24 protein-coding genes and 1 pseudogene are annotated in these 26,817 nt (G+C 50.6%); 14 read left to right on the top strand and 11 right to left on the bottom strand.

Going from position 1 to position 26,817, the window contains the following annotated elements; genetic code table 11:
• The first annotated feature begins 25 nt into the window (after positions 1-25).
• The 7 genes from KNO94_RS04185 (at position 26) to KNO94_RS04155 (ending at position 6,648) form a co-directional block, all read left to right on the top strand.
• On the top strand, positions 26-439 hold the full coding sequence (locus KNO94_RS04185; protein ID WP_214777745.1) for a universal stress protein: 414 nt from the start codon (positions 26-28) through the stop codon (positions 437-439).
• 113 nt (positions 440-552) lie between these two features.
• A complete protein-coding gene (locus KNO94_RS04180) occupies positions 553-759 on the top strand; it encodes a PLD nuclease N-terminal domain-containing protein (protein ID WP_031422647.1) in 207 nt (68 codons plus the stop codon).
• On the top strand, positions 756-1,604 hold the full coding sequence (locus tag KNO94_RS04175; RefSeq protein WP_214777743.1) for an ABC transporter ATP-binding protein: 849 nt from the start codon (positions 756-758) through the stop codon (positions 1,602-1,604). Before KNO94_RS04180 ends, KNO94_RS04175 begins: the two co-directional genes overlap by 4 nt.
• Positions 1,604-2,362: an ABC transporter permease gene (locus tag KNO94_RS04170; protein WP_214777741.1), complete on the top strand. Its 759-nt coding sequence runs from the start codon at positions 1,604-1,606 to the stop codon at positions 2,360-2,362. The genes KNO94_RS04175 and KNO94_RS04170 overlap by 1 nt, the downstream gene beginning before the upstream one ends.
• Before the next feature lie 103 nt (positions 2,363-2,465).
• Positions 2,466-4,223 carry a C39 family peptidase gene (locus tag KNO94_RS04165; RefSeq protein WP_214777739.1) on the top strand — a complete coding sequence of 586 codons (1,758 nt, stop codon included), beginning with the start codon at positions 2,466-2,468 and terminating at the stop codon, positions 4,221-4,223.
• Positions 4,224-4,414: 191 nt separating this feature from the next.
• Entirely contained in the window at positions 4,415-5,638 is a 1,224-nt protein-coding gene (locus tag KNO94_RS04160; RefSeq protein ID WP_483299170.1) for an exo-beta-N-acetylmuramidase NamZ family protein, read from the top strand.
• A gap of 110 nt (positions 5,639-5,748) precedes the next feature.
• The gene (locus KNO94_RS04155; RefSeq protein WP_214777735.1) at positions 5,749-6,648 is read left to right on the top strand and encodes a CAP domain-containing protein; all 900 of its coding nucleotides are present in this window, start codon (positions 5,749-5,751) and stop codon (positions 6,646-6,648) included.
• Positions 6,649-6,738: 90 nt separating this feature from the next.
• Here KNO94_RS04155 and KNO94_RS04150 read toward each other — a convergent pair whose 3' ends face one another.
• Positions 6,739-7,134, bottom strand: coding sequence for a hypothetical protein (locus KNO94_RS04150; protein WP_214777733.1), 396 nt, complete (start codon positions 7,132-7,134; stop codon positions 6,739-6,741).
• A 144-nt stretch (positions 7,135-7,278) separates the two neighbouring features.
• Here KNO94_RS04150 and KNO94_RS04145 point away from each other — a divergent pair, with 144 nt between their 5' ends.
• From KNO94_RS04145 to KNO94_RS04135, 3 genes are read left to right on the top strand one after another with little or no spacing between them, the layout of a single operon-like run.
• Positions 7,279-8,211 carry an ABC transporter ATP-binding protein gene (locus KNO94_RS04145; RefSeq protein ID WP_214777731.1) on the top strand — a complete coding sequence of 311 codons (933 nt, stop codon included), beginning with the start codon at positions 7,279-7,281 and terminating at the stop codon, positions 8,209-8,211.
• 10 nt (positions 8,212-8,221) lie between these two features.
• The gene (locus KNO94_RS04140) at positions 8,222-9,355 is read left to right on the top strand and encodes an ABC transporter permease (RefSeq protein WP_214777729.1); all 1,134 of its coding nucleotides are present in this window, start codon (positions 8,222-8,224) and stop codon (positions 9,353-9,355) included.
• Positions 9,342-10,442, top strand: coding sequence for an ABC transporter permease (locus tag KNO94_RS04135; protein ID WP_214777727.1), 1,101 nt, complete (start codon positions 9,342-9,344; stop codon positions 10,440-10,442). Before KNO94_RS04140 ends, KNO94_RS04135 begins: the two co-directional genes overlap by 14 nt.
• Before the next feature lie 36 nt (positions 10,443-10,478).
• Here the strand turns inward: KNO94_RS04135 and KNO94_RS04130 are convergent, their stop codons facing one another.
• Positions 10,479-13,163 (bottom strand): HD domain-containing phosphohydrolase, encoded by a 2,685-nt coding sequence (locus KNO94_RS04130; protein ID WP_214777725.1) that lies wholly within the window; start codon positions 13,161-13,163, stop codon positions 10,479-10,481.
• Between the two features lie 200 nt (positions 13,164-13,363).
• On the opposite strand from KNO94_RS04130, the gene KNO94_RS04125 reads away from it, so the two are divergent.
• From KNO94_RS04125 to KNO94_RS04115, 3 genes are all read left to right on the top strand, one after another.
• On the top strand, positions 13,364-13,672 hold the full coding sequence (locus KNO94_RS04125) for a PadR family transcriptional regulator (protein WP_214777722.1): 309 nt from the start codon (positions 13,364-13,366) through the stop codon (positions 13,670-13,672).
• 4 nt (positions 13,673-13,676) lie between these two features.
• Entirely contained in the window at positions 13,677-14,858 is a 1,182-nt protein-coding gene (chrA, locus tag KNO94_RS04120) for a chromate efflux transporter (RefSeq protein WP_214777721.1), read from the top strand.
• Positions 14,859-15,010: 152 nt separating this feature from the next.
• Complete coding sequence (locus KNO94_RS04115) at positions 15,011-16,831, top strand: acyltransferase family protein (RefSeq protein WP_214777719.1); 1,821 nt, start codon at positions 15,011-15,013, stop codon at positions 16,829-16,831.
• Positions 16,832-16,851: 20 nt separating this feature from the next.
• Here the strand turns inward: KNO94_RS04115 and KNO94_RS04110 are convergent, their stop codons facing one another.
• Positions 16,852-17,352 carry a YdcF family protein gene (locus KNO94_RS04110; RefSeq protein ID WP_214777717.1) on the bottom strand — a complete coding sequence of 167 codons (501 nt, stop codon included), beginning with the start codon at positions 17,350-17,352 and terminating at the stop codon, positions 16,852-16,854.
• Between the two features lie 186 nt (positions 17,353-17,538).
• On the opposite strand from KNO94_RS04110, the gene KNO94_RS04105 reads away from it, so the two are divergent.
• The gene (locus KNO94_RS04105; RefSeq protein ID WP_214777715.1) at positions 17,539-17,832 is read left to right on the top strand and encodes a hypothetical protein; all 294 of its coding nucleotides are present in this window, start codon (positions 17,539-17,541) and stop codon (positions 17,830-17,832) included.
• A 167-nt stretch (positions 17,833-17,999) separates the two neighbouring features.
• Here KNO94_RS04105 and KNO94_RS04100 read toward each other — a convergent pair whose 3' ends face one another.
• From KNO94_RS04100 to KNO94_RS04065, 8 genes and pseudogenes are all read right to left on the bottom strand, one after another.
• The gene (locus KNO94_RS04100) at positions 18,000-19,313 is read right to left on the bottom strand and encodes a glycosyltransferase family 4 protein (protein ID WP_214777713.1); all 1,314 of its coding nucleotides are present in this window, start codon (positions 19,311-19,313) and stop codon (positions 18,000-18,002) included.
• 36 nt (positions 19,314-19,349) lie between these two features.
• Positions 19,350-20,570 (bottom strand): DHHW family protein, encoded by a 1,221-nt coding sequence (locus tag KNO94_RS04095; protein WP_214777711.1) that lies wholly within the window; start codon positions 20,568-20,570, stop codon positions 19,350-19,352.
• A 12-nt stretch (positions 20,571-20,582) separates the two neighbouring features.
• Complete coding sequence (locus KNO94_RS04090; RefSeq protein WP_214777710.1) at positions 20,583-22,013, bottom strand: MBOAT family O-acyltransferase; 1,431 nt, start codon at positions 22,011-22,013, stop codon at positions 20,583-20,585.
• Positions 22,014-22,050: 37 nt separating this feature from the next.
• Positions 22,051-22,527, bottom strand: coding sequence for a hypothetical protein (locus KNO94_RS04085; protein WP_214777709.1), 477 nt, complete (start codon positions 22,525-22,527; stop codon positions 22,051-22,053).
• Between the two features lie 81 nt (positions 22,528-22,608).
• On the bottom strand, positions 22,609-23,709 hold the full coding sequence (gene wecB, locus KNO94_RS04080) for a non-hydrolyzing UDP-N-acetylglucosamine 2-epimerase (protein ID WP_214741905.1): 1,101 nt from the start codon (positions 23,707-23,709) through the stop codon (positions 22,609-22,611).
• Between the two features lie 163 nt (positions 23,710-23,872).
• Positions 23,873-24,646, bottom strand: a pseudogene (gene tagH, locus KNO94_RS04075) (teichoic acids export ABC transporter ATP-binding subunit TagH); the annotation flags it as partial.
• Positions 24,647-24,656: 10 nt separating this feature from the next.
• Positions 24,657-25,460 carry an ABC transporter permease gene (locus tag KNO94_RS04070; RefSeq protein ID WP_214777708.1) on the bottom strand — a complete coding sequence of 268 codons (804 nt, stop codon included), beginning with the start codon at positions 25,458-25,460 and terminating at the stop codon, positions 24,657-24,659.
• Between the two features lie 9 nt (positions 25,461-25,469).
• Entirely contained in the window at positions 25,470-26,759 is a 1,290-nt protein-coding gene (locus tag KNO94_RS04065; RefSeq protein WP_214777707.1) for a nucleotide sugar dehydrogenase, read from the bottom strand.
• Between the last annotated feature and the right edge of the window lie 58 nt (positions 26,760-26,817).

Here is a 26,817-nt window from a genome sequence, read left to right as displayed (position 1 = left end):
AACGTGCGAAAGAGGAGGAGTTTTCATGGGAAAGGTATTTTTAGCGGCAGACGGTTCTGCCCACTCGAAACGTGCGCTTGAAAAAGCGATTCAGCTCGCAAAGGCGTCGCATGCATCGATTGACATCGTGCACGTCATCAGCGCGAAGGAATCGAAAGAATCGGCCCTCAATTCGACAGGAAAGATTGATTTGGAGACGAAGCGAAAGCAGATGCTCAAGCCGCTGTTTGAGTTGACGGAAGCAGAAGGCATCGCCTACGAATACATCGAACTTCGTGGGGAACCGGACGTCGAGCTCGTCAAATATGCGAACCATGAGCCGTACGAGTATGTCGTCGTCGGATCACGCGGACTGAATACGTTCCAAGAGTTCGTTCTCGGTAGCGTGAGTCATAAACTCGCCAAACGTGCTCTCGCCCCTGTCATCATCGTCAAATAATGCATCGTCCCCATCTCTTCATGAGGTGGGGAATTTTTTGTGTACATACAGGGGACACCCCGTACGTGTAGAATGTGTTAAGGACAGTCTATTTTAATAAGGAGGTTCACGCGATGGACATTGTAAACGACCCGAATACCCTTTTTCTCATTTTATTACCTGTTTTGATTTTGCAACTCATCTTACTCGTCGTCGCCTTGATCGACTTGTTCAAACGCGACGTGACGAACGGGCCGAAATGGGTATGGCTACTCGTCATCGTCTTCATCAACATACTCGGTCCGATCATCTACTTCTTATGGGGGCGGACACCGCGATGAACGTCACACATGTAACGAAACAATTCGGCTCCTTCACGGCACTCGATGATGTCAGTTTCGAATTACGACCGGGCTGTACGTCCCTTCTCGGAGAGAACGGCGCCGGGAAGACGACACTTTTGAACCTGCTCGCACGTGTCACCGAGCCTACAAGTGGCGACATGAGCGGACATGAACGCATTCGAATCGGCTATTTGCCGCAACGTCCGGCCCTCTATCCATCGTTGACACCTGTCGAGACGATTCGGTATGCCGCTGAATTGACAGGGACGAAACATGTCGACCCGATCCAACTATTGAAACGGGTCGGGCTCGAACCCGTCGACCGTCCAGCAACGAATTTATCGGGCGGGATGCGACAACGGCTCGGGATTGCCCAGGCGCTCGTGCATGACCCGGAACTCTTACTGCTCGATGAACCCGTCTCCGCACTCGACCCACGCGGTCGACGAGAAGTGCTCGATTTGTTGAGTGACTTGAAGCGAGAGCGGATGATCCTGTACTCGACGCACGTCCTGCCAGATGCCGAAGAAGCGAGCGACTGGGTGCTCTTGCTTCGCCAAGGCAAATTGCTCATGGAAGGGACCGTGATCGACCTGCTCGGGTCAAAGTCGACCATCGAGTTACGTCTTTTTGATGACGAGACGAGTGAAGCAGACTGGACGCAATTAGAAGGCGTGGCTCGGACAACGAAACGGGGTTCCACGTGGACGTTCGAGTCAACGGACCGGAATCTCGCCGAACGAGCGATTTTGCGGCGCGTCCTGGAACGGAACGTCACCATCCAATCGCTACACGTCGGCCATCCGTCACTCGAGTCCCTATTCTTGGAGGTGAATGCCTGATGCGTACCGCAATCTTCAAACAGGAATGGCGAGAGGCATGGTCGAACAAACGGCTCATCTGGATCCCGATCGCCCTCATGCTCCTTGCCTCGATGCAGCCGCTCACGCTCTACTTTTTACCGGATATTCTCGCAGCCGGCGGCAACTTACCAGACGGGGCCGTCATCGAACTTCCGACACCGACACCGGAAGAAGTATTGATTTCGGTCAGTGAACAACTTCGTCAAATCGGACTTCTCGTCGTCTTGTTGTCGGCGATGCACACGTTCAGTAATGAGCGGACGAACGGGACGCTCGCCTGGCTCAAGTCGTTACAAATCCCGACGTCTCGCATCGTCATCAGCAAATGGGCACATTACGTCCTCTTGACGGTCGGTGGCCTCTTACTCGCCCAACTAGCAGCGGCTTACTATACGGTCATTCTTTTCGAGACGTTTGACGTACCCGCATTTCTCGTATCGACGGCACTTCTCGTTTGTCATTTCGTCGTCCAGCTTTCCATCTTCATTCTCCTCGCCTCTATGCTCGAGAGCGGGGTCGTCGCGGTCGTCTTGACGCTCGGTCTTCATTTCGTCATGTCGCTCTTCATCGGATGGGTCGACCTCGATTGGATGCCATGGATGCTCGGTCCTCTATCGAGTCAGGTGCTCCTGACCGAGGTGGATCTCGTGTGGCCACTCGTGACGGGAACCGTTGTCGTGCTCCTCTCCCTTTTTGTGGCGTCGAAACGACTTCGGTTCATGAGCCATTCGGCGTAAACGTCTGACCTCTTAAATGATTCATTTGCCACTATCTCCCCTTGGATAAAAATGGTTATATTATTTTATATAGCATTTTTTGAAAATCGGGAGGTTTACTCATATGAAGTGGAAGACAACTACCCTATTTAGTTTAATCGCCGGCACCCTCCTTACCTCTCCCCTTCTGACACATGCAGAAGGTTCATTCCAACAGACGGAGGATGGCATCGTCTATACATCGAGTGATGGGACGGTATTGACGGGATGGCAAGAAATCGATGGGAATACGTATCATCTGAATGAAGATGGCACCCTCCTCACAGGGTGGCAAACGATTGAAGACGCTACATATTATTTCGAGACAGACGGTCGACTCATTACGGGTGCTTACACGATCGACGGCACGACATACACATTTGACGAGAACGGGAAGTTGCTCACAGGCTGGCAAGAACGAGATGGTCTCGTCTACTATTACGACGAGACCGGTCAACCTGTCACGGGATTCCAGACGATTGCAGGCAAACGATACTACTTCAACGAGGATGGGGTCCGTCTCTCAGGATGGCAACAACTCGGAAACGCCAAGCATTATATTTTCTCAGATGGCACCATCCATACAGGGATGTATACGATTGACGGCAAGAAATACTATTTGATGGAGCAAGGAAAGATGGCGACCGGATGGCAGACGATCGGCACACGTCGCTATTACTTCGGGGATGACGGGGTACGTCGCCAGGGACTCGCCCGGATCGGTGACAAGATGTACGGTTTCCACCCCACTTATGGATATCGCCTCGAAGGACTCTATCGCATCAACAATCGCCACTACCTCTTTGGAAAATACGGCGACCGCAAGTACGGGCTTCAACGCATCGATGGCGTCATGTATGGGTTCCATCCGACGTACGGGTACCGACTAGAAGGAGTCCATAAACTAAATGCACGCGTCTATTCATTCGATGCATACGGACGCCGCGAGTATGGATTCCAAACGATTGATGGGAAAAAGGTCGGATTCCACCCGACCTACGGATACCGGTTGCAAGGAAAATTCCGATTAGATGGGAAGACGTATCACTTCCACTCGACAGGTGTCCCCGAGAAGGGATGGAAATATACGACCCAGTACGAATATTATGCTCCGGCCTTGACGAAAAAGACGGATTGGCAAGCCATCGACGGCAAGTGGTATTACTTTGATCCATACGGAAAGATGTATCAAAACCGTCGTGTCGGAAACGCCTCATTCGATGCGCGTGGTGCCTATTCTCAGGCACTGTCCGTCTATAAGATGAGCGTCCCGCTCTATCGTCAGTTCCCGATGGGGTATCCGTCAGGCTGCGAGTTCTTCTCCCTCAAGATGGCGCTTGAAGAGAAAGGTCGTGCCGTCAGCGCCTCGACCTTATATAACGAGATGCCAAAGAGTATGTGGAACGCCCGTTATGAGAACCGTCTCTATCGCTGGGTCGACCCGAACGTCATGTTCACAGGTGATCCGAAAGGGACGCTCGGCAAATATAAGAACTATGGGATTTATCCAAAAGGTATGATCGGATTCGCCAGCAAATATCGTCCCGTGAAAGACTTGTCCAACCAGGGCCTCGGTTCGATCGAACGTGAACTGTCGATGGGCAACCCGGTCATCGTCTGGGCGAGCGTCGACTTCAACAAACCTTACGGCTACTTCAACTGGTACACCGCTTCGAACAAGAAGTTCACCGGCTACGTCAATTATCACGTCATGTTGGCGACCGGTTATGACAAGTCAAACTTGTATATCAATGACCCGTATCGTGGTCGCTTGGTCATCCCGAAATCCAAAGTGAGCGCCGTCATGAGCGCAACGGGATGGAAAGCGCTCGCGGTCAGATAAGTAAGAAAGAACGTGTCTTTCATCGAAGGGCACGTTTTTTGTATGCGATTAGGAGAAAAGTACGAAATCTAGAAATATAAATTCCTATTTTTATGATTAAAAGTTGAAATTAAATTTCTAGATGATACACTCCTGTTAAGAAATTGAAGCGCTTACATGAATCGAAGGAGGAATTTCTGATGAAAAAGTGGATGGGTGGTATGGCCGCGTTGACGATCCTTACGACTTCCATCGTCTGGTTGGAAGCCGATGCGAAGTCTGAACCGAAAAAGCCAAAGGTCGAACTCGGGGTCGACCGCTTGATGGAAAATCCGGAAATCTTGAAAGGGAAACGGGTTGGACTGATCACGAATCCGACCGGGGTCAATGCGGAACGAACGAGCATCGTCGACCTGTTTGACCAGTCCGATGACTTTGAATTGACGGCATTGTACGGACCGGAACATGGTGTGCGAGGAGATGCCCAAGCCGGCTCGACCGTCACCTCCTACATCGATGACGTGACGGGATTGCCCGTATATAGTCTATATGGTGCCACGAAGAAACCGACTCCTGAGATGCTACAAGATGTCGACGTGCTCGTCTTTGACATCCAAGACGTCGGGACACGCTACTATACGTATATCTATACGATGGCGTATGCGATGGAAGCCGCAGCCGAGAACGGGATTCCGTTCGTCGTCCTCGACCGTCCGAACCCACAAGGCGGGCTTCGCGTCGACGGACCGGTGCTCGACCCTAACTACTCCAGCTTCATTGGCCTCTATCCGATTCCATTAAAGCATGGGATGACCGTCGGAGAACTCGCGCAACTGTTCAACACCGAGTATAAGATTCAAGCCGACCTCGAAGTCGTCAAAATGAAAGGATGGAAACGTTCGATGATGTATGAGGACACGGGACTCCCGTTCGTCATGCCTTCCCCGAACATGCCGACGACCGACACGGTCAATGTTTACCCTGCGACCGGATTGTTTGAAGGAACGAACCTATCCGAGGGTCGCGGGACGACGAAACCGTTTCAGCTGATCGGCGCGCCGTATATAAAAGCGCATGAATATGCGAATGAGCTGAACGAACTCGAGTTGCCGGGTGTCGCCTTCCGGGCCGCCTCGTTCACTCCGACGTTCTCTAAGCATGCGGGCAAACTGACGCACGGGGTTGAGGTGTATGTTACCGACCCGGCTCGATTCGAATCGACGCGAACCGGGATTGCGATGATTCAAACGGCTCATGACATGTATCCGGACGACTTCGAATTTTTAGCGAACGACTTCATCACGAAACTGACAGGAAACGCCTACGTGAAAGACATGATTCTCGAGGGAGCTCCGCTTGAAGACATCCTGACGAAAATCGAGAACGAGCGAGACGCCTTCCTCCCGATTCGAAAAGAGTATTTGCTGTATAAATGAAGCGAGGATGGGCTCACGAAGAGTCCATCCTTTTTGTAATGAAATGGTAAAACCAAAAATCACCCAAACAATATAGAATATAGGGAGTCCCATAAAAGGAGTCGATTCCATTGAAGAAGCATCTCTCTCTACTACTCACCATCATTCTGACACTCGGTGTGATCGGATCACCACTCTCTATTAGTCCTGTCCAAGCATATTACGAGACGTCAATCAATACGACCGGTTACGTGACGAACATCAGTCAGCTCAACGTCCGGCAGTCACCTTCTTTGAGCGCGAAACGACTTGCGCTCATCCCACGAGACGGCTCGATGCGCGTCCGGACATCGTTCCAGTTGGACGGCGTGCGTTGGTATAAGATCCAATGGGGAAGCGGCTATGCTTATCTGCCCGCCAAGTATGTTCGCTTGTCCACTGCTGAGGTGACATTCACGAAACCGACGTACGTCAAGCCATCGAGCGTCTATTTGAAATCACGTCCGCTCACGACCTCTTCGAACGTCAAGTTCGTGCGACAAGGCACCGAGCTCGAGACCGTCTCATATCGCTATACGGGTACGACTCGTTGGTATAAGGTCCGGTATGGTTCGTATACCGGCTACATCCTTGCGAAACACGTCAGCTTCACGTCACCCATCAACGTGTTGACCGAGACGAACAAAGAACGGGATGCTGCCGGCCTCTCCCTTCTCGCCGCTTCGAGTGAGGCGAATCGTGTCGCTCAAGTCCGTGCCGATGAAATGGCACGCACAGGTCAATTCTCGCATACGCTCAACGAGAACGGCACACCTGGTGATACGTTAGACGCTTACGGTGTCTCGTATCGGGGCTGGGGAGAGAACATCTATAAAGGCTCAAGCGACCCGGTCCTTGCGGTCGATGCCTGGATGAACAGTAGCGGTCATCGCGCAAACATCTTGAATGCGAATTATACGCATCTCGGAATTGGCAAAGCGACCGACGCTCAAGGATTTACCGTCCATGTCCAAGTCTTTTTAACGAAATAACCGACGAAAAGACAGTCACGTCGTGGCTGTCTTTTTGTTTGACCATTCAAAAAAGCGGATTCGCATCCGCTCCTAAGGTCGACTCGCTCCTTATACCTCGTGCTCTTTCACGAGCACACGAAAACGCGGTCGGACGGTCAATTCGATTGACGTCACGGTCCGCTTCCGATCTTCTGCGAGGACGATCAATAACTCCGCCTGATCCCGTCGGTCTTCTAAGATTTCGACTTTACTGACGGTACGGAGTAATTGATAATATACGAGCTCCCCGTCCCGATTTTTGACGTTGATCTCAAATTCGTGATAGCTTGGCGATATTTTAAAGTAGAACGTCTCTTCCTTATTTGTGAATCGAAAAATCGATTCGTCATAGTAAAACGGTAACGTCGAATCCATTCGTTTCGGTTCGACTGTACAAAACGCGGAAAGCACGATCTCGTCCGGGAACAACGCCCCCTCTTGTTTATTGAATTGCCATCCTTTCATCCAAATCCCTCATTTCGACACCTTAATTATCTGAATAATTAGATTATTACATATTTTGATGATTCCGGACAGGGATATTCGTGACAATCCTCGAACACCTTTGTGTGGAATGATGAACAGATGAACGCTGAAGGGAGCCTACCTATGTCGATTATTTCACTCGACCATGTCACGAAACGGTTCGGGAACACTGTCGCCCTGAATGACCTTAGTTTAAACGTAGAAGCCGGGGAACTGTTCGGATTGCTCGGACCGAACGGTGCCGGAAAGACGACCGCCATCTCGGTCATGTTGAATCTATACGAGGCGGACTCCGGGTCGATCCACATTTTCGGAAAAGCGATGCCAAAAGACGAACTGGCCATCAAGCGCCGTGTCGGGATCGTGCCACAGCACGTCTCTGTCTATGACCAGCTGACCGTCTATGAGAACATTCAATTTTTTGCGGAACTATATGGATTCAGCCCGAAAGAAGCGAAACAAAAGACCGAGGCCGCGCTTCACTTCGTCGAACTCGATGCCCATCAAAAGAAACGTCCCCCTGAACTATCCGGAGGTCTCCTCCGTCGCCTCAATATCGCTTGCGGTATCGTCCATGAGCCTGAACTCATCTTTATGGATGAACCGACTGTCGCCATCGACCCGCAGTCGCGAAATACCATTCTAGAAAATATCCGTGAACTGAATCGTCGCGGCGCCACCATCATCTACACGTCACACTATATGGAAGAGGTCGAACTCCTCTGTGACCGAATCGCCATCGTCGACGAAGGGAAGATCATCGCCGAGGGGACACAAGACGAACTGAAAGACCGCGTCATGACGCTCGAGACGGCCCGGATTAAAGTCGATGCACTCACGCCAAATTTGCTCGAACGTCTCGATGCACTCGAACACGTTCAAAAAGTGGAGTATGAAGAGCCATATATCGAGGTGTCGTTAGACAAGGACACGCCACTCGCCCCGCTCCTCGAGACGCTCCATCAAGAACATGTTCACTTCACCTCCATCACCGTCGACCGTCCTTCCCTCAATACCGTCTTTTTGGCATTGACGGGGAAGACGCTCCGGGAATAGGAGGGTCGTCATGTGGACTTTTATCAAATATGATGTGAAACAACGGCTCCGGGATCGCGCCACCCTTTTTTGGATGCTCATCTTCCCGCTCATCCTCATCTTTGGACTCGGGACGATGCTGTCGGCCGTCTTCAGTGACACATTCAAGCTTCCGGTCACGAATGTCGCCTACGTGGAATCGTCGACCGACCAGTATCGCGAACCACTCGAAACCTTCTTAAACGATGAGGAAATCAAAGCGTTCATTCAACTCGTCCCATACGAAGACATCTCAGCTGCCGAACGTGGCGTCAACGATGGTGATGCCGACGTCATCTTACAGCTCGACGTGGCAGATATCACGCTCTTTTATGAAGAGCCGACGACGGTCGAGTTCGACGTCCTCGATGCCATCCTCGGTCAATATACGGCGATCGCCAATCAACAGATCACGCTCGCCGAAGCGGGCGTGTCGGCTCCGTATGAGAATGAGGCTTGGCTCGACACGTCAAGTGTCGACTTGGCAGGTCGCACCCCGACCTCGCTCGAATATTTCACCGTCACCATCTCCATTATGACAGCACTGTTCGGTTCATTTTATATCACGGCGATGGCGCGGGAAGAACAGCCGAACACAGGCAGTTATTTACGCATCCAGGCGGCTCCTGTTCGGACGATTCAGTACCGCCTCGCCCGGACGTTCAGTCGTTATGTCATCATTTTATTGCAGCTCATCCTACTGTTTTGGTTCAGCCATTTCGTCTATCGTACGTTCGACTTGACCAACGTACAGTTCGGCTATCTGATTCTGTCTTGGCTCGCCTTGACCGCGTACGGGGTCGCCATCGGCTTTTTGATTGTCAACTTGCCGAAGTTGAGCACGACGACGAAAGACGCGATCGTCAACGGGTTCGTCGCCATCCTCATGATCTTATCTGGTGGCTATGTCCCCGGCTTTGACCAAGTGACGTTGAACTATGCGCCATGGGCTGCCTATGTGTTCATGCCGATCTTTATGCGGGACGGGATGCTTGCCGTCCTCCTCCGCGAAGGGGACATGAGTATGTATTGGCAAAGTCTCGGACTGCTCGGGATTCATTTACTCGTCTTGATTGCAATCAGTTATCTTCTTTCGAAAGGGGGGAAGCGTCATGGTGCTTATTAGACACGTGGCCAAACGAATGCTCCGGAAGAAAGGGTTATGGGTGTTCACCTTCGTGTCGATGTTCGGATTCGCGCTCATTCTCTCTTTCGTCGGCGGAACGTCCAGTTTGAACGCATCAATCGGCATCGTCGACCGGGATGGTGGACTCCTCGCCGAACGCCTCATTGACGAGGCCGAACGATTTGGTCGGGTCACGTTGCTCGAGTCGGACACGGAGGACGTCTTGTTAGAAGGGGAAGACATCGTTCTGATTATTCCCGAAGACTTCACGGAACAGGCGTTCACAGGCGAGATGCCCCGCCTCTCCTTCTCCGCGATTGCTGGGAGTGACGCCTCGTTGATCGAGCAGGCACTGAACGGTCATCTGTCCCGGGAACAACAACTGCTCGAAGCGAGTGGCTATGAGGAAGCGACGTTCGAACAGCTCGCATCAACTGAGACGTCGAACGGTTACACCCTCAGAAGTGAACCGTTCCAAGAGAGTGTTGCCACGACTGCTCGGACACAAGCCTTCTTCGGTCTATTGTCGTTCATCATGATGTCGACGTTTCTTCAGTTCATCCCGATGTTTGTCGCAGACGACCGGGACGAGAAGATTTATGCGCGGTTGTTTGCCTCACCCGTGACACCAAGGCGTTACTTCGGCTCACTTCTCCTCGCCTTTTATCTCGTCGGTTTTGTCTACGTGATGCTGTTGATCGGTGTGAGCCTTGCTTTATACGGTCAAGACGTCTGGTCCTATCTCCCGACCGTGTTCGCATTGTTTGCTTCCTACCTCCTTGTTTGTTTAGCCTTCGGTGGTCTCATCGCCGTCTTTGCGACGAATCGGGAGAAGGCGAACATCTTTCAAATCTCGGTCACGATGGCGTCCGCTATCACCGGTGGGGCATTCATCAGCCTCCTTTGGTTACCGGATTCATTGAAACTCGTCGGTCGTTTCTTGCCGACCTATTGGTTAAATAACGGTGTCATCACGATGTATGAGGGACAGTTCCCGTTCCTCTCCATCCTTGTCATGATCGGCATGACGGGAATCGTCTTCCTGCTCACCATCTTCGTATTGAAGAAACGACCACTGACCGTTTGAAAAAGCGAGTCCCCTATTTTAGGAGGACTCGCTTGTTTATTGTTGAAGTGTCGGCACAACTTTTTCAAAGAAGACATCGACGAGCGTCGGATCGAACTGTTTCCCCGCCTCTTTTTTAATGATGGCAAGTGCCTCGTCAATCGTCTTCGCTTGTCTGTACGGTCGCCCTGTCACCATGACGTCAAACGTGTCGGCGACGGCAATGATCCGTGAGGCGAGCGGAATGTCATAATCGCTCAATCCTTTCGGATACCCTTTTCCGTCCCAACGTTCATGGTGCGCCAGTACGATTTCGGACAAGGCGACATATTCAGGCACCGTACTTAAAATGTTATAACTGATTTCCGGATGGCGCTTGATTTCGCGCCACTCGTCTTCCGTCAACGCGTCGGGCTTGTCTAGAATGTCGTTACTGATGGCCACTTTTCCGATATCATGCAAGATGGCGGCTGTGCGAATCTCGTTCACCTCGGCAGTCGTGAAGCCCATCGCCTCTGCGAGTTGCCCGGACAAGTTGGCGACCCGCTTTGAATGTGCCTCTTCGCGTGGAATCTTCTCGTACAGCGTACGCATGATGATTTGAATGGAATGGTGGCGTCGACTCTGCTTTTCAGAAACCTTATGGTGATACATCCGATCTTCCGCTAAATTGAACACTTCGCTCAATTCGGAATTGGAGTCATGTTTGACCGCTTCACCGAACGATGCGGAAATCGGTAACCCTTCTACCGTCTGTTCGTGGAAGAGACGACCAAGACGGTCCGACAGTTGTTTCGCTTCATCGAGTGTCGTGTTCGGCGAGATGATGACAAACTCATCGCCCCCGACTCGCGCCACTTCATCCTTCGCACGCAATTCATTTCGTAAAATATTTGCTGCTTCGACAAGTAACTGATCGCCAACCAAGTGACCGAACGCATCGTTCGTGAGCTTAAGACCGTTAATATCGATGACGATGAGAGAGAGCGGATAATAGTGTTCATCATCGTAACGTTCCAGTGCCTCTTCAAAGTAACGGCGGTTTTTGACACCCGTCAACTGGTCGTGATAACTGAGATACTCAATCTCTTTCTCATACTTTTTCTTCTCCGTGACGTCCCCGATATAGCCATGCCAGAGCACATGACCTTCCGCGATCTTCTCCGGACGGGATGACCCGAGAATCCAAATCGTACGGCCATCCTCGGTCAACACGCGAAACTCCGCGTCCCAAATCGTCAAGTTCCGATACGATTCATCAATCGACTGCATGACATACGGATAGTCATCCGGGTGCATCCGTTGAAAGACAATCCCTGCCTCTGCTTGCACTTCTTCCGCCGTAATTCCTAACATATCTTCGAATCCTTTACTAAAGAACGGGAAGTTGAAACTACCGTCGGGCAGCAGCTCAAACTGATAGATGGCCCCAGGAATTTGGTCGGACAGCTTCGTCAATAACCGGTCCCGATCCGCTAATTTCTCTTCTAACTGAACCCGGTCGGTCACGTCTTTGGCAACCGCATAAATATAATTCCCTTGAAGCTTACAATGCCATTCAATCGAACGATACGTATCGTCAACCGTTCGGAACCGGTTGACGAAGCGGAACAGTTCACCGCGTTCTTCAAGTTCTGCAAAGCCGGCTTCCGTAATGACATCATCATCCGGATGAATCAGGCTGAGGAAATCGATATTCTCCAACTCTTCAAGAGAGTATCCTAAAACGCGCTCCCACGTATCGTTCAAATGAAGCACTTGTCGGGTGTTCAAAGCCATGATGCATTCCAAGTCGAGTGTCGCGAATCCATCAAACATCGACTTCTTCGTTTCCCCTACTTGATGATCGGCTTTCGTCAATTGTTGGTGGACGTGGACGAGATACAACTCCACAAGACCGAGACGGTTCGCCTGTTTCCCCTGTTCCATTACAATCGTCAAGTCCCCGTATAAAATACCGTCCTTTTCGATTTTAAATAAAACAACTTCTCCGAGTGAGAAAATTCGAAGTAAGTTTTTAATGAGTCGTTTCGGCAAGGCGCCATCAATCAATGGGTCAATCCCATCGAACACAAGAGGGTTCGAATGATTCAATAACTCTCGCCGCTGATCCGTCATCGGCCATTTGCGTCCAACCGGATGGAAACCGAGTACGTCGAGACTTCTCTCTAACATTTCGTCGATACTGGATAAGGCGACCGTCGTGTATGATTCGCCATGATCCTCTACTAAGTTAAGCGCAACGGCCTTCGCGCCGGTGAAATCACGAATTTGGTCGAGAAATTGTTGGTTCATCAACAAGTCGCTTCCTGTCGAAATGAATCGATGCGAGACGTTCACGAGTTGTTTCAACGCATTGTTTTCTTGGACGTGCCGCGTAATATCATGAAACATGACCGAGACAAATCCTTGTCGTTCACTGAAAACGGACATCTCGAACCATGATTTATTGCGACGAGAAAAATGTTCGAACGTCACCGTACCGCCATCGTTGACGACGTGTGCCACTTGAATCATCCACTCCCGCTCACTGTATTCAAAGTCTTTTAAGGCGCTTGACACTTTTTTTCCGATAAAGTGTTTGCGCTTCCCCTTCATAATCTTCTCAAAGGCAGGATTCACTTCAAAGAACTCATAGTCAATCGGCTCCGAAGCATCGTCGTATATCACTTTAAACTCGACGTAGCCTTGGGGCATATGGCGTAACAATGTATCGTATGAAGAATGAATGGGGTTTGTCACGTCACTTCCTCCTCAGCAAGAATAATCACTACCTAGTTTACCTTATTTATGATTGATTCCCTATTTTTTCCGAAGTCATTCCCATATACACTTTTAAAGTTTTTGTAAAATGCATGCCGACTTCTTGCCACCATTTCTCTCATTTGTTAGACTGGTTTCGAAAACCGATATCGATTTTCGATATGAAGGAGATGAAACATATGGAAGACCGCGTCTTGCGGAAGTTGTTTCTTGGATTCATCCATATTCACATTTTGCATCATGCCGCAGAACATCCCGTCTACGGGGCATGGATGGTCGATGAACTTCGGGAGCATGGGTACGAAATCAGTGCCGGAACGCTCTACCCGATCCTGCATGGTATGGAAAAAGACGGGCTCTTGATTCGTGAGAACGAGACGGTCGATGGACACGTCCGTAAAAATTACGTGACGACCGAAAAAGGGCTCTCAGTGTTGAAAGAAGCCCGTCAAAAAGCATATGAGCTATTCAAAGAAATTAAGGAGTGAAGACATGACACAACGTGTGACGTTTAAAACGTTACTAGAAATTTTATTCGTTTCAACGAGGCTCGGCCTCACCTCGTTCGGTGGACCGGTCGCCCACCTCGGGTACTTCCACGAGGAGTATGTGAGACGACGCAAATGGATGGATGAGAAAGCATACGCCGACCTCGTCGCCTTATGCCAATTCTTACCTGGACCGGCCAGTTCACAGGTCGGCATCGGCATCGGGATCGTCCGCGGCGGTATATTAGGTGGGATCACCTCGTTCATCGGCTTCACGACGCCGTCGGTCGTTGCCCTCATCCTGTTCGCTTTATTGTTGTCTGGGCTCGATGTGTCCGACGCAGGTTGGCTCTATGGCTTGAAAGTCGTCGCCGTCGCCATCGTCGCCCATGCCATCTTAGGGATGGCGAGTAAACTGACACCTGATACAAAGACACGAACGATCGCCTTTTTCGCCTTGGCGGGCGTCCTATTATGGCAGACGACGTTCAGTCAGGTGTTGTTTATTCTTCTCGCGGCTCTCGCCGGATTCTTGTTGTTCAAGCCCGAGCGCCTCGATGCGAAATCAAGTGCGTTCCCCATTTCGAAACGACTCGGGGCCGTCTTGCTGTCGATATTCGGTGCCCTTCTCGTCATCTTGCCGATTTTGCGAGAGACGTTTGAAAATCAGACGATTGCCTTGTTCGATAGTTTTTACCGGGCCGGTGCCCTCGTCTTCGGCGGTGGTCACGTCGTCTTGCCGTTACTTGAGCGTGAGCTCGTGCCTGCTGGTTTCCTGAGTGAAGAAGCCTTTCTCGCAGGATACGGTGCCGCTCAGGCCGTCCCTGGACCGCTTTTCACGTTCGCATCTTATTTAGGAACGGTGATCAATGGTTTATCGGGTGGCATCCTGGCGACGGTCGCGATTTTCTTGCCGGCCTTCTTGCTTATCCTCGGGGCCCTTCCGTTTTGGGACGCGCTCCGTCATAATCCGAAAGTCGCCGGCGCCCTCATCGGCGTCAACGCGGCAGTGGTCGGGATTTTGATTGCGGCATTCTACAGCCCAATCTTCACGAGTACCGTCAACGACGCGGTCGACTTCGTATTTGCCGCCTTCCTGTTCGTCATGATTGCCTATTGGAAACTGCCCCCATGGGCGCTCGTTATCGCCGGAGTACTTGGTGGGACGTTGATTAAGTTGATGTAATTCCTAAGGGACCTCGTGTCCCTTTTTTGGTGGGTTTTTACGTCATTTGATTGTTAATCTTTTGAAACCATTCCCTCTCCCTCGCTCGTTATACTAAAGAATGGATTGAAAATTAAGGGAAATGTCCGCTTTACTAGAAAGGAAGTGGGGGCATGAAACCACTCAAACATACAACGTATATGCCTGGTCTCGATGGCTTGCGCACGTTCGCCGTCTTGGCTGTTATTTTATATCATTTAAACGTACCTTACATATCCGGGGGGTTCCTCGGTGTCGATGTCTTCTTCGTCTTGTCCGGCTATTTGATCACCGGCATCTTGCTTCGAGAATGGACGAAGACGGGCACAATCAATTTGAAAACATTCTACGTCGCACGTTTCCGACGATTGCTGCCGGCACTCGTCTTGATGCTGTCGGTCGTCATGACGTATGTGACGCTATTTGATCGCTCCTTGCTCGATACGGTGCGCCAGGATTCATTGGCCGCACTCGCCTATGTGAATAACTGGTGGTATATCTTCCACGAAGTCTCGTACTTCGAGAGTTTCGGAAAGCCGTCACCCCTTCAAAACTTATGGTCTCTCTCAATTGAAGAACAGTTTTATGCGGTCTGGCCGTTACTCTTACTCGTCGGTCTCGCGTTTCGGAAGCGGTTGCTCCAATCGGTCGCTGCACTCTTATTCGTTTCCGCCGCTTGGATGGCGTTCCGATATGTGCCCGAGGCCGACCCGAGCCGTGTCTACTACGGAACCGACACACGATTGTTCGGTCTGCTCATGGGAGCTCTCTTAGCATTTGGTTGGCGTCCGGATACATTCAAAGAAGTTATCCCTTCTATCGGTCGCCACGTGTTAAACGTCGCAGGAGGCATCTCACTCGTCGGGATCGGATACATCATCAGTCATGTCAACGCCTACGATGCGTTCCTCTATTATGGGGGCTTCCTACTTGTCGCCTTCTTATCCGCCCTATTGATTGCCGCTGTCGCCCATCCGGCGACCATTTGGTCACGACTGTTTGGAAGCGCTTGGCTTCGCGTGATCGGCACACGGACGTATGGGATTTACTTGTGGCACTATCCGGTCATCATTCTATCGACACCGCTCGAACGACTTGGTACGTTCTCACCAATTCTTTCCGTCGGGCAAGTCGTGTTGACGCTCTTGATCGCCGAGTTGTCGTATCGCTACGTCGAGACACCGATTCGCCGATATGGATTCAAACAAGCGTTCCGTCAGCTCATCTCGACACCGACGCATCCGAGCGCACGCTTCGTCACCACGGCGTGTGCGACGGCACTCTCACTCGTCCTCGTTGGGAATCTGACCATCTTAGCATTCACAGAACCAGAATCGGTTCAGGATGAAATTCCAATCGTGAAAGTACCGATGCCAAAAGAAGAAAGACCGGACGTACCGAAAGAATCGGAAGACGTCCCGTCTGAAGAGACATCGACTGAGGAGAACACGGCACCACCTGAAGAACCAGACATCCAGACATGTCCACCGGCTCTCGCGATTGGGGACTCGGTCATGCTCGGATTGAACGAATATTTGGCAGATGCCTTCCCGAATATGAAAATTGACGCCCAAATCGGACGTCAAGTTCGCGACGCCATCCCGGTCGCGTCACAATATCAATCGTACAATGCTCCAGGTCACGTCGTATTCCTCCATCTCGGGACGAACGGTGCCTTCAAAATGGAGCAACTCGAGACGCTACTCAAGCAGTTCGAGCGAGCGGATCACATCTATTTGATCAATACGCGCGTCCCACGTCCATGGGAGAGCGAGGTCAACGAGAAACTCGCCCGAGCCAGTGAACTGCACGAGAACGTGTCCCTCATCGATTGGCATGAACGGTCAATCGGGAGAGAAGCGTATTTCGAAGGCGACGGGGTCCATTTGAATGTGGAAGGTGCCGAAGCGTTCGGAAATGTGCTGAACGAAGAAATCGGCTGCCAACCAAACTAGGCTCTTGCGAGTGCAAGGGCCTAGTTTTTTTCTTTTCTGAATACGTAACGTCCCAACAGCTTCACATACGCCAATACTTCACGGATGAGATATCGTCCTTTCGCAAGCGGTGGGGTCGGTGCATATAGGGCATCGCTCTCGAGCTGAAAATAGAGTCTCGCGATCAGACGGGCGCGCGTCACATGGAAATCATTCGTCACAATCGTCACACCTGATGCGCCATCCCAAAATGAACGGCTGTGCTCAAAATTCTCAATCGTCGACGTCGATGTCGCTTCGACATGGATGCGTGTCGCATCAATCCCTTGCGCCTTCAGTTCTCGTTCGATAACGTGTGCCTCCGCCATCCCTTCATCTGGTCCTTGACCACCCGTTGCGATCAGTTCGACATGAGGGTTTGCCTTCGCATAGGCGGCGGCCACGTTAATTCGATGTTGGAGCGCTCGGGACGGTCGAGTCCCATTCACTTTCGCCCCAAGAATGAGGACGAACCGATACGTCCCTGTCGCGTTCTTTCTCATGTTGTCACCCCGCCTTCGTACGTTCTTCCCTAACTTTACTCAAACAAAGGAATGATTGCACGAATCCACTCTTTTTTACAATTTCAAGTAAATATATTTACATAAATATGAATATTTCATTTGAAATATCCAAAAATTGTTTTATGATAAGGGAGGTAAAACTTCTTGAGGAAGGACTGGTGAACCATGACAGATTCAGATAAATGGTTATCCACCCGCTTCTTATATACACGCGACGCACGACTGTTTGCAGAGATTGAGGTCATCGAGCTCGACCCATCACACTATAAGTTTGTGATTCATCCGACACCGCTTGGCGCCGGAGAATCTCCTTATATGCGACAAGGTCCCTTAGACTCAGGTCATCTCCCCTCTGCTTTTTCTGATGTGAGCCGTGTGTATACGAGACAGCTGGATTGCTTACGTGCCGCGACACGTCTCGTCTCTTCGATTGGACCAGCTCGCTTCACAGCACATTGACCAAAAGAACGGAGTCGCACAGTTGCGACTCCGTTCTTTCTTAATTGTTTCGATCATTTGACGATGATCGGAATCGGCTGATTGATTCCTAGATATTTCGCCTGTAGAGCAACCAAAGGGTCTTGCTGATTACGTTTATTCATCACGTTATAACCTTCTTACCGTGTTTATTCGGTTTCATCGGACAGTCGCTGAAGGGCAGATCGTAACTGACTAATCTCGGCAGACTGCTCTGATTGAATCGTACGAAGTTCATCAAGGTGTCGCTTCGTCGTCTCGAGTTCCTTACGCATAGACTCCAGTCGTTGCTCCCGATCCGCTAATTTCCACGAACAGATCCGGTTCGCACGACGAGCATGCAGCTGGTCGTAACGAACGTGTGGATAACGCGCTACCAAATCGATTTCCTCAGTTCCCTCTTGTCTCACCTCTTCAAGCAGATCAAGGAGAAGCCGTTGCGCCGCTTCATCACGGAAATGTTCATCCACGAGTGCGGACGAGAAACGGGCGAGCTCTCGTCTCGTCGTCTCGTCCATCAATTCGAGGATGGCCTCACCGATTTGACCCGATGTGTATCCATCGTATTTCGTCCCGATGCCGCCAAAGTTCGTACTCGCAATGTCTTGCCACGTCGAAGGTGTGACCAACCCTTGATAACTTTTACTCCCGACAGCGATCGTCGGTTTGCCGACCGCCATCCCTTCGAGCGCAGAGCGTCCTGGGGCGATGACAAAATCGGCACGACGCATCGCTTCGGGTAAATCGTCCTGTTCGACCCAATCGAGCCATTCTATCGTTTGACCGGTCCCTTCAAGCGCTTCCTCATAACGTGATGCATATTTTTCCCGTTGTGTCCCGTCCCCGACAACGATCCAGTCAATCGGTAAAGACCGGACCCGCTCGTCTTCTAGCGCGTCTAAGAAGACGTCTAAAATAAACAGTTTGTCCGCATCGAGTCGTGAGGTGAATAGACCCGTCACGCGTTCTGACGATACGGTCGTCGCATCAGGCACGAATGCATCATCGACTCCGTTCGGGATGACGATGAGTTTTGATTCGATGGCGGGACAATGCTCCATAAGATGGGTCGCAATCCGTTCCGAGACGGCGATTACACGGGAAACGCTCGCATTATACTGCTCAATCTCATCGTAATACATCCCATGGATGACGAGGACGAACGGGATGCCGTTCGTCTCCGCCACCGCAAGGCCGACCTGTCGTGAATCGAACGGATGGGCATACACGACATCGAAAGATTGTGTCCGCACCACCTCAATCACCCGTGTGACGTCCTCATTGGAATAATCGGTTCGCATGATTCGACCACCGAGCGCCTCTACCTCTTCAGCAAAGGGACCCGGTTTACAGATGACGGTCACCTCATGCCCCTCTCGAATGAGCACTTTCACAGATGATAAGATGTGCCGATGAAGCCCACCCATCGCGGAGTGGAAGAATACCGGTAGCAATATGTTCATGAAGCGCACCTGCCTTTTCGAAGGGATCGCGTTCGATCACAGACCTTCTTGATACATCGAACCGAGTCCTGTAATTCGGTCATTGTGTAAGAATAGAACCGCGTCGACATCGTTCTCTTTCGCATAATCCGCGATGCTGACATCGTAGTCATCGAGATAGCGAACATCAATTGCCGATACCGTCCCGAACGACTCGCCAAGGTAGCCGAGTACCGGGTTCGCATAAGAATCTTTTAAGACGAGAAGATGGTAATCATTCTTAGGATTCTCCTGCGTGATTTCCGCAAGGGCATAGTTGTCCCCCATGAACAAGTTGTAGTAGTTCGTAAAGTCGTCAGTATTTTTTAAGACATCCTTGTCGAGGACGCTATGACCACAATCGTCTCCGTTTTGGCAGACTGTTGTCGTGAACCCATCTTTCGGTTCAAGATACGTGAACGTGTCTGCCGATTCCACGTAAGGCATGGAGATTTCCCGGGCATGAGATCCGTAGAACGGACCATCCACCGTCTTTGTTTCCATTTGCTCGGCAGTTAGGATTGGTGCATCCGGGAATTGCTCGCTTAGGCGGTCCATGATTTGACCGTATGCGAGAAACGCTCCTTCAGGCCGCCAGTGGTGGTCGGTTTTAAAGTAGATGTCCTCGCCCGGTTTGTCACCGAGTGTCTCCTCTAAATCGATGAGCGGAATGCCATTCTCTTCGATCCGCTCGTGCAATTCGTCACGATTATCCGCATCTGCCGACTCGATGTAGGCAGGGAAGATGTTTTGTCGTGTCGCATAGACCGGTTTACTCGGTGCCGAGGCGAAGTATGACGGAATCTTTGCATCGTCCATTTCTTGTTTGAACTGCTTAAAGAATACGCCGAGTGAAGAATATTGGCTCTCATGTGCATCGGGTGCATATAAGAATTCGTCGATACTGATGACGCCGTTATTCATCTGTTGTTGCAAGACGTTGCGTTGAACCCACGCCTGCGTCTCAATCCACATATAGCGCTCAAACACCTGGTCGTTCGCCGCTGCCTCGAACTCTTCCATGTAAGACCCGTCTAAGACGGTCTCGACAGAAGCTTCCGGACGTTGTGCCAACATGCGTCCTTCACTTGCCGAGCGGTCCTGCTCGTTACCGAAGGCATAGACGACCAGTCCATAAAAGATGGTACCAAGGAAGCCGAGCAAGAGGATACTGTTGACCACCCAAGAGAGGCGCCGTCCTTTCGAACGGACTTGTTCGCTTTTGGTTTGTTGTTCCATTGTCAGCCCTCCTTAGAACCGGAAATAAATAAACGGATTGAATGTACTCGAGACGACATATGAAATCGAGATGCCGAAAATGAGCAAGATATAAGCTGCTCGAGCAAGCCCTGCGCTCGCAGCAAGAACCGGACGTTCCGAATCTACCTCGTGGCACAAGAAATGAGCGACCAGCATTTTCGGGATCGGTGTCGCGGCAACCATCGCCAATAGAAGAACTGTCCCGTATTGAACGAGATAGAAGTATGCCGTTTGATCAAACACTTCACCGCCATGTAAGCCGAACATGACTTGGAGATAATCAATCGCGTACGTGAAGTTATCGGCGCGGAAGAATACCCAACCGATGACGACGACGAATAATGTGAACGCATGCGCGAGCCACGCCGGCCATGCTGCAATCCATTTCCCGAGAAATGCCCGTTCGAACATGATAAAAATCCCGTAATAGAGACCCCAAGCGATGAATGTCCAACTCGCCCCGTGCCATACGCCGGTCAATAACCAGACGATGGTCAAGTTGCGATACGTCTTCCATGGGCCTTGACGATTCCCGCCGAGCGGGATGTACACGTAGTCTCGGAACCAGCTACCGAGCGAGATGTGCCAACGACGCCAAAATTCAGACACCGATTTCGAAATATACGGATAATTGAAGTTCTCAAGGAAATGGAACCCAAACATCCGACCGAGACCGATGGCCATGTCCGAATAACCAGAGAAGTCAAAGTAAATTTGGAGCGAGTAGGCGATGATTCCGATCCAGGCGAGTGTCGTCGACAGGTCTCCTGCCGATTGACTGAACACTTGGTCGGCCACATACCCACAACTGTTCGCTAAAATCATCTTCTTCCCTAGACCGATGACGAAGCGTTGGATCCCCGAGACGAAGTCATCGACTGTCTCACGGCGGTCCACGATCTCATCTGCGACCGTTTGATAGCGGACGATCGGTCCGGCAATCAACTGCGGGAAGAACGAGACATACAGTGCCAAATCAAATAAGTTCTTCTGGAGTCGCCCGTCGTTCCGATACACGTCGATGACGTAACTCATCGCTTGGAACGTGAAGAATGAAATCCCCAGTGGTAGCGGGATCTCCGGGTCGTTCAGCGAGAAGCCGAATACCGAGTTGACGTTCTCGACGAAGAAACTGGCATACTTGAAGACGCCGAGCATTCCGAGGTTCCCGAGAAGCATGAGCGTCATCGTCCATTTGATTTTCTTCGAATCGTCCCGATATTTGTCGACCATGAAGCCGAACGCATAGTTCATGACGATGGAAGCGAGCATGATGAGAACAAATCGTGGTTCGCCCCATGCGTAGAAGAATAAACTTGAAACGAGTAGAATCGTATTCTTCAGCCAGCGTGGTGATACGAAGTAAAGCAACAGCACGACCGGCAAGAAATAAAATAGAAATACCGTGGAACTAAATAACATACCGAATGGTCCCTTTCTCCCTTAAGACTTGCTCCGTTCAGCGGAACGTTACATAGAGGTCATCGAATCGTACTGTGATCGGGTCGAGCGTCTCAACGATGTATTTGTACGACATCTTGAAATACTTGGCGCCGTCCATCTGCTTCACGACTTCTTCAATCGGATTCATCCCCGGATTCAACGTGAGCGAGAAACGTTTGTTCGAAAGACGCTCCTCATCTGAATACTGCATGACATACAATTCAAATCGAACTGCGCAATCGCCTTCGACATAAATCGAGGTCTTCACTTCCATCTCGTCCCCCTCATCCATCTTGGCGTCTGCCAAAAAGATTTTTGACGGTGGAATCTCAAACTTCAAATCAAACAACTGGACGTAAATCGAGTCCGTTAACGCTTGTGGTAAAAATGTGACTTCTGTCTTGTATTCTTCTTCGCGCATCGACATATGGTTCTTATGCGGTCCGCGCGGATAGTAATGATAAATCGCCGGACGAATTCGCTTCGTTGACATACAAGCACCTCCGAATCATTAGGTTGATGATACAGAAAAGAGTTGCTGTGCCGGGCACAAAACAACTCTATTCGCTTTCATTTAGTTGGCAAGGATAGCATCGACGATTCGACGTGACGCCTCACCATCACCGTACGGGTTCGATGCTTGTGACATCGCTTTATATGCCGCTTCGTCAGACAAGAGCTCGTCCGCGAGTGAGAAGATGTTCTCTTCTTCGATCCCTGCGAGTTTGAGCGTTCCTGCCGCCACACCTTCTGGACGTTCTGTCGTGTCACGAAGGACGAGGACAGGGACACCGAGAGATGGTGCTTCTTCTTGGACGCCACCTGAATCCGTTAAAATCAAGTGTGATGTCGCCGCATAGTTGTGGAAGTCGAAGACGTCGAGTGGTTCGATCAAATGAACACGTTCGACATCGTGAAGAATCTCGTTAGCGAGTTCACGAACGACCGGGTTCATGTGGACCGGATACACGACTTCGATATCGTCATACTTCTCGATCAAGCGACGAACCGCGCGGAACATGTTGCGCATCGGCTCACCCAAGTTCTCACGACGGTGCGCCGTCAACATGACGAGACGACGGCCTTGCGAACGGATGCTATCGAGCAATTCGCTCGCATAATCGTCACGGACTGTCGTTTTGAGTGCATCGATTGCCGTGTTCCCTGTGACGAAGATCGTCTCTTCATTCTTGCCTTCGCGAAGGAGGTTGTCACGCGACGTTTCCGTCGGTGCGAAATGAAGGTCAGCCATGACACCCGTCAATTGGCGGTTCATCTCTTCCGGGAATGGTGAATATTTGTTGTGTGTGCGCAGGCCAGCCTCAACGTGACCGACTGCGACTTGGTTGTAGAAAGCTGCGAGTGATGCCGCGAATGTCGTCGTTGTATCTCCGTGGACCAAGACGATGTCTGGTTTCGTTTCAGCGATGACTTCGCCCATCCCTTTCAATACGCGTGATGTGACATCGTAAAGCGTCTGCTTGTCTTTCATGATGTCGAGGTCATAGTCCGGTTTGATTTCGAACAGCTCGAGCACTTGGTCAAGCATTTGACGGTGCTGTGCTGTCACGACGACAATCGGCTCTACCCCTTCACGTTTTTTCAACTCAAGTACGAGTGGTGCCATTTTGATGGCTTCTGGTCGCGTCCCAAAGACGGTCATGACTTTTTTCATAGGTCGTTTCGCACGGTCTACTTTCGCCGTGCTTCCTCCTCCCAATTGCTCACGCTTCGTTCGATACTGCGACCGACGAATGGCGTGTTTGTAGTTGTTCTTCTGTCAAAGGCGGCAAGATATACGTCTCCCCGAGCTCTGTCGCATCGACGACCGTCGTACGACGTTTGAGCTTATCGGCTTTGAACGAATCTTGCTGTTCTTTTGACAAGTTGCGGAACCATTTCAAAAACTTGTTGTACTCCCCAACGACTTCATTGACCGGTCCATACTCGCGCACTTCTCCAAACTCAAGCCAAAGGCCGAGCGTACAGAATTGGCGGACTTGTGAGACCGAGTGGCTGATGAAGAAGATCGTCTTCCCTTGATCTTTAAACTCGTTCATCTTAGCGAGACACTTGTCGGTGAACGTTTGGTCCCCGACCGAGAGTGCCTCATCGATGACGAGAATATCAGGGTCGACATTGATCGAGATGGCGAATCCGAGACGAGACTTCATCCCGCTCGAGTACGTCTTGACCGGCTGATTGATAAAGTCACCGATGTCAGCGAATTCAATGATCGCCGGTGTCAAATCGATAATCTCCTGTTTCGTCATCCCGAGCATCAAGCCTTTGAGCTCGATGTTCTCGAGCCCCGTCAAGTTGCCGTTCAAACCAGAAGAAATCGCAATCAATGCCGTCTTCCCGTGAAGTTCGATTTTCCCGTGGGTCGGTGGCATCACATCAGCCAGCAAGTTCGACATCGTCGACTTCCCTGACCCGTTGATGCCGATGATCCCGACCACTTCTCCAGGCGGAACTTCAAACGAGACATTACGGAGCGCATAAAACTGTTTGCCCCCTGCTTTACTAAAGAAGATTTCCTTCAGCTTGTCAGACGGTTTGTTATAAAGCGTATATCGTTTCGATACGTTTTCAAATTTAACCTGGTACATAAGGTCCTCCTCAAATGTAATCGATGAAGTGTCGACGGAAGCGCAAATGAATCATCGACCCGACGAAGAAGAGAACAATGACAACGACCCAATAGTAGAGACCGTAAGCCCAGTTATTCGCCAACCAGTCGGTTCCGAGGAACATCGACCGATATCCTTCGATTAAATAGTAGAGCGGGTTAATTTGTAGGATATTCGCAAGCTTCGCCGGCGGAATCCAAAAGATTGGTGTCAAATACATCAACATCCGCATCATCGACTGAAGAAGGTTTTGAATGTCGCGCACAATCGTTGTGAGCGCAGACGTAATCAAGGCGAGTGAGTACAATAGTGCGAGTGCACTAAACGCCAGGTAGATAAACCATAAAGAATGCAGCCCCATCGGGAATCCGAATGCCCACATCAAGATAAACGATACACCGACTAACGCCACGTGGCGATAGAAGAGTGCGAGCAAGACGTATGCCGGAATCGTCGAGATTGGGAAGCTCATTTTGGAGACCATGCCGATTTTCGAATAGACGGACCGGGCCGTCGAAGTGATCGCCGAGGCTACAAAGAACCAGACGACAATCCCTGCGACCAACCATGGCAGAAACGGCACGCCGTCAACCGGCCTGCCGCTCCGAATACCAAATCCAAATACGAACCAATATACTCCAATCTGCAATAACGGTGTCACGAACTCCCATAAAAATCCGAGGTACTGCATCGAGTTGTTACTTCGCGTCTCATATGTGGCGAGACGGAAAATCAAGTACAAGCTCGACTTTAGCTCTGAAAGAATAGCTTTCGCGGATTTAAACATGTTCATTCACCTGAATCAAAGAACGAGATTCGTTTCCTTTGTATATTTATAGAGGTTGCCGTAGTTGACGACCGTTACGTCTTCACCTTCTGGCTTCACGATGTTGCGTGTGTCGAAAATCATCGGACGGCGCATCGTTGACTTGAGCTCCGCGAAGTCGAGGACTTTGAACTCGTTGTGGTCAACCAATACGAGGACGAGGTCCGCATCTTTGAGTGCTTCTTCTTTTGAAACGAGCTCGAAACGGCTTGATGTTGATTTTTCAACGTGTGAATCGTGAACCGAGATGTTCACGCCACGGTCAAGCAAGATTTCAGCGATCTCAACCGCTGGGCTCTCACGCATGTCATCGACGTTTCCTTTGTATGTCACACCAAAGACAGCGACTTTCGCGTCTTCGATTCCTGCAGTCAACTTCTGAACGTTGTCAGCAACGTAGTGTGGCATCGAGACGTTCGTCTCGCGTGACAAGTTGATGATTTTCGCAAGTTCAGGAGACTTCGCGACGATGAAGTATGGGTCGACCGCGAGGCAGTGTCCACCGACACCAGGACCTGGGCTGTGCAAGTTGACACGTGGGTGTTTGTTCGCCATTTCGATGACGTCAAGCACGTTGATGTCAAGGTCGTTACAAACTTTTGCGAGTTCGTTCGCGAGTGCGATGTTGACGTCACGGAACGTGTTTTCCATGAGTTTCGACATTTCTGCCGTCTTCGCATCCGTTTTCACGATTTCACCTTCAACGAATGTACCGTAGACGCGTGCGCCTGCTTCTGCACATTCTGTCGTGATTCCACCGACGATACGGTTGTTGTGCACGAGTTCATGAAGGATTTGTCCAGGCAATACGCGCTCTGGGCAGTGTACGAGGAAGATGTCTTCACCGACAGTGAATCCAGCTTCTTCAACGAGTGGTTTAACGAAGTCGTCCATCGTACGTGGTGCAATTGTCGACTCGACGATGATGACGTTGCCTTTTTCAACGAATGGTAACACTTTGCGTGTCGCATCCAAGACGTACGTCAAGTCACATGATTTGTGCTCGTCGTCGTTGTTCGGTGTTGGCACCGCGATGATGAAGGCATCTGCTTTCTCTGGTGAGAGTGATGCACGGAATTTCCCTTTTGCCACGACGTCTGCGACCATTTCGCCGAGACCTGGCTCTTCAATGTGAATTTCTCCACGGTTCAATTTATCAACAACATGTTGTGAGATATCGACTCCGACGACGTCGACGCCATAGTTCGCAAAGACAGCCGATGTCGGTAATCCGATATATCCAAGACCTACTGTACATACTTTCATTGTGTGGTAACCTCCAAATGTTTTGACGCGCTTTTTCAATAGCGCATTGTCCATCATT

This window comes from Exiguobacterium sp. s22, from assembly GCF_018617455.1.
In the GTDB taxonomy this organism is placed as follows: Bacteria; Bacillota; Bacilli; order Exiguobacteriales; family Exiguobacteriaceae; genus Exiguobacterium.
The sequence above is the reverse complement of the archived record's forward strand: the minus strand, read 5'-3'. Positions and strand labels throughout refer to the sequence as shown.

Bases quoted from the DNA above. Each gene is read 5' to 3' on its own strand.
- KNO94_RS04180 (WP_031422647.1), top strand. From the start codon at position 553: ATGGACATTGTAAACGACCCGAATACCCTTTTTCTCATTTTATTACCT.
- KNO94_RS04095 (WP_214777711.1), bottom strand. From the start codon at position 20,570: ATGGAACAACAAACCAAAAGCGAACAAGTCCGTTCGAAAGGACGGCGC.
- KNO94_RS04140 (WP_214777729.1), top strand. From the start codon at position 8,222: ATGTGGACTTTTATCAAATATGATGTGAAACAACGGCTCCGGGATCGC.
- KNO94_RS04085 (WP_214777709.1), bottom strand. From the start codon at position 22,527: ATGTCAACGAAGCGAATTCGTCCGGCGATTTATCATTACTATCCGCGC.
- chrA (WP_214777721.1), top strand. From the start codon at position 13,677: ATGACACAACGTGTGACGTTTAAAACGTTACTAGAAATTTTATTCGTT.
- KNO94_RS04165 (WP_214777739.1), top strand. From the start codon at position 2,466: ATGAAGTGGAAGACAACTACCCTATTTAGTTTAATCGCCGGCACCCTC.
- KNO94_RS04135 (WP_214777727.1), top strand. From the start codon at position 9,342: ATGGTGCTTATTAGACACGTGGCCAAACGAATGCTCCGGAAGAAAGGG.
- KNO94_RS04175 (WP_214777743.1), top strand. From the start codon at position 756: ATGAACGTCACACATGTAACGAAACAATTCGGCTCCTTCACGGCACTC.
- KNO94_RS04090 (WP_214777710.1), bottom strand. From the start codon at position 22,013: ATGTTATTTAGTTCCACGGTATTTCTATTTTATTTCTTGCCGGTCGTG.
- wecB (WP_214741905.1), bottom strand. From the start codon at position 23,709: ATGAAAAAAGTCATGACCGTCTTTGGGACGCGACCAGAAGCCATCAAA.
- KNO94_RS04105 (WP_214777715.1), top strand. From the start codon at position 17,539: ATGACAGATTCAGATAAATGGTTATCCACCCGCTTCTTATATACACGC.
- KNO94_RS04110 (WP_214777717.1), bottom strand. From the start codon at position 17,352: ATGAGAAAGAACGCGACAGGGACGTATCGGTTCGTCCTCATTCTTGGG.
- KNO94_RS04100 (WP_214777713.1), bottom strand. From the start codon at position 19,313: ATGAACATATTGCTACCGGTATTCTTCCACTCCGCGATGGGTGGGCTT.
- KNO94_RS04115 (WP_214777719.1), top strand. From the start codon at position 15,011: ATGAAACCACTCAAACATACAACGTATATGCCTGGTCTCGATGGCTTG.
- KNO94_RS04160 (WP_483299170.1), top strand. From the start codon at position 4,415: ATGGGTGGTATGGCCGCGTTGACGATCCTTACGACTTCCATCGTCTGG.
- KNO94_RS04145 (WP_214777731.1), top strand. From the start codon at position 7,279: ATGTCGATTATTTCACTCGACCATGTCACGAAACGGTTCGGGAACACT.
- KNO94_RS04065 (WP_214777707.1), bottom strand. From the start codon at position 26,759: ATGAAAGTATGTACAGTAGGTCTTGGATATATCGGATTACCGACATCG.
- KNO94_RS04170 (WP_214777741.1), top strand. From the start codon at position 1,604: ATGCGTACCGCAATCTTCAAACAGGAATGGCGAGAGGCATGGTCGAAC.
- KNO94_RS04070 (WP_214777708.1), bottom strand. From the start codon at position 25,460: ATGAACATGTTTAAATCCGCGAAAGCTATTCTTTCAGAGCTAAAGTCG.
- KNO94_RS04185 (WP_214777745.1), top strand. From the start codon at position 26: ATGGGAAAGGTATTTTTAGCGGCAGACGGTTCTGCCCACTCGAAACGT.
- KNO94_RS04125 (WP_214777722.1), top strand. From the start codon at position 13,364: ATGGAAGACCGCGTCTTGCGGAAGTTGTTTCTTGGATTCATCCATATT.
- KNO94_RS04150 (WP_214777733.1), bottom strand. From the start codon at position 7,134: ATGAAAGGATGGCAATTCAATAAACAAGAGGGGGCGTTGTTCCCGGAC.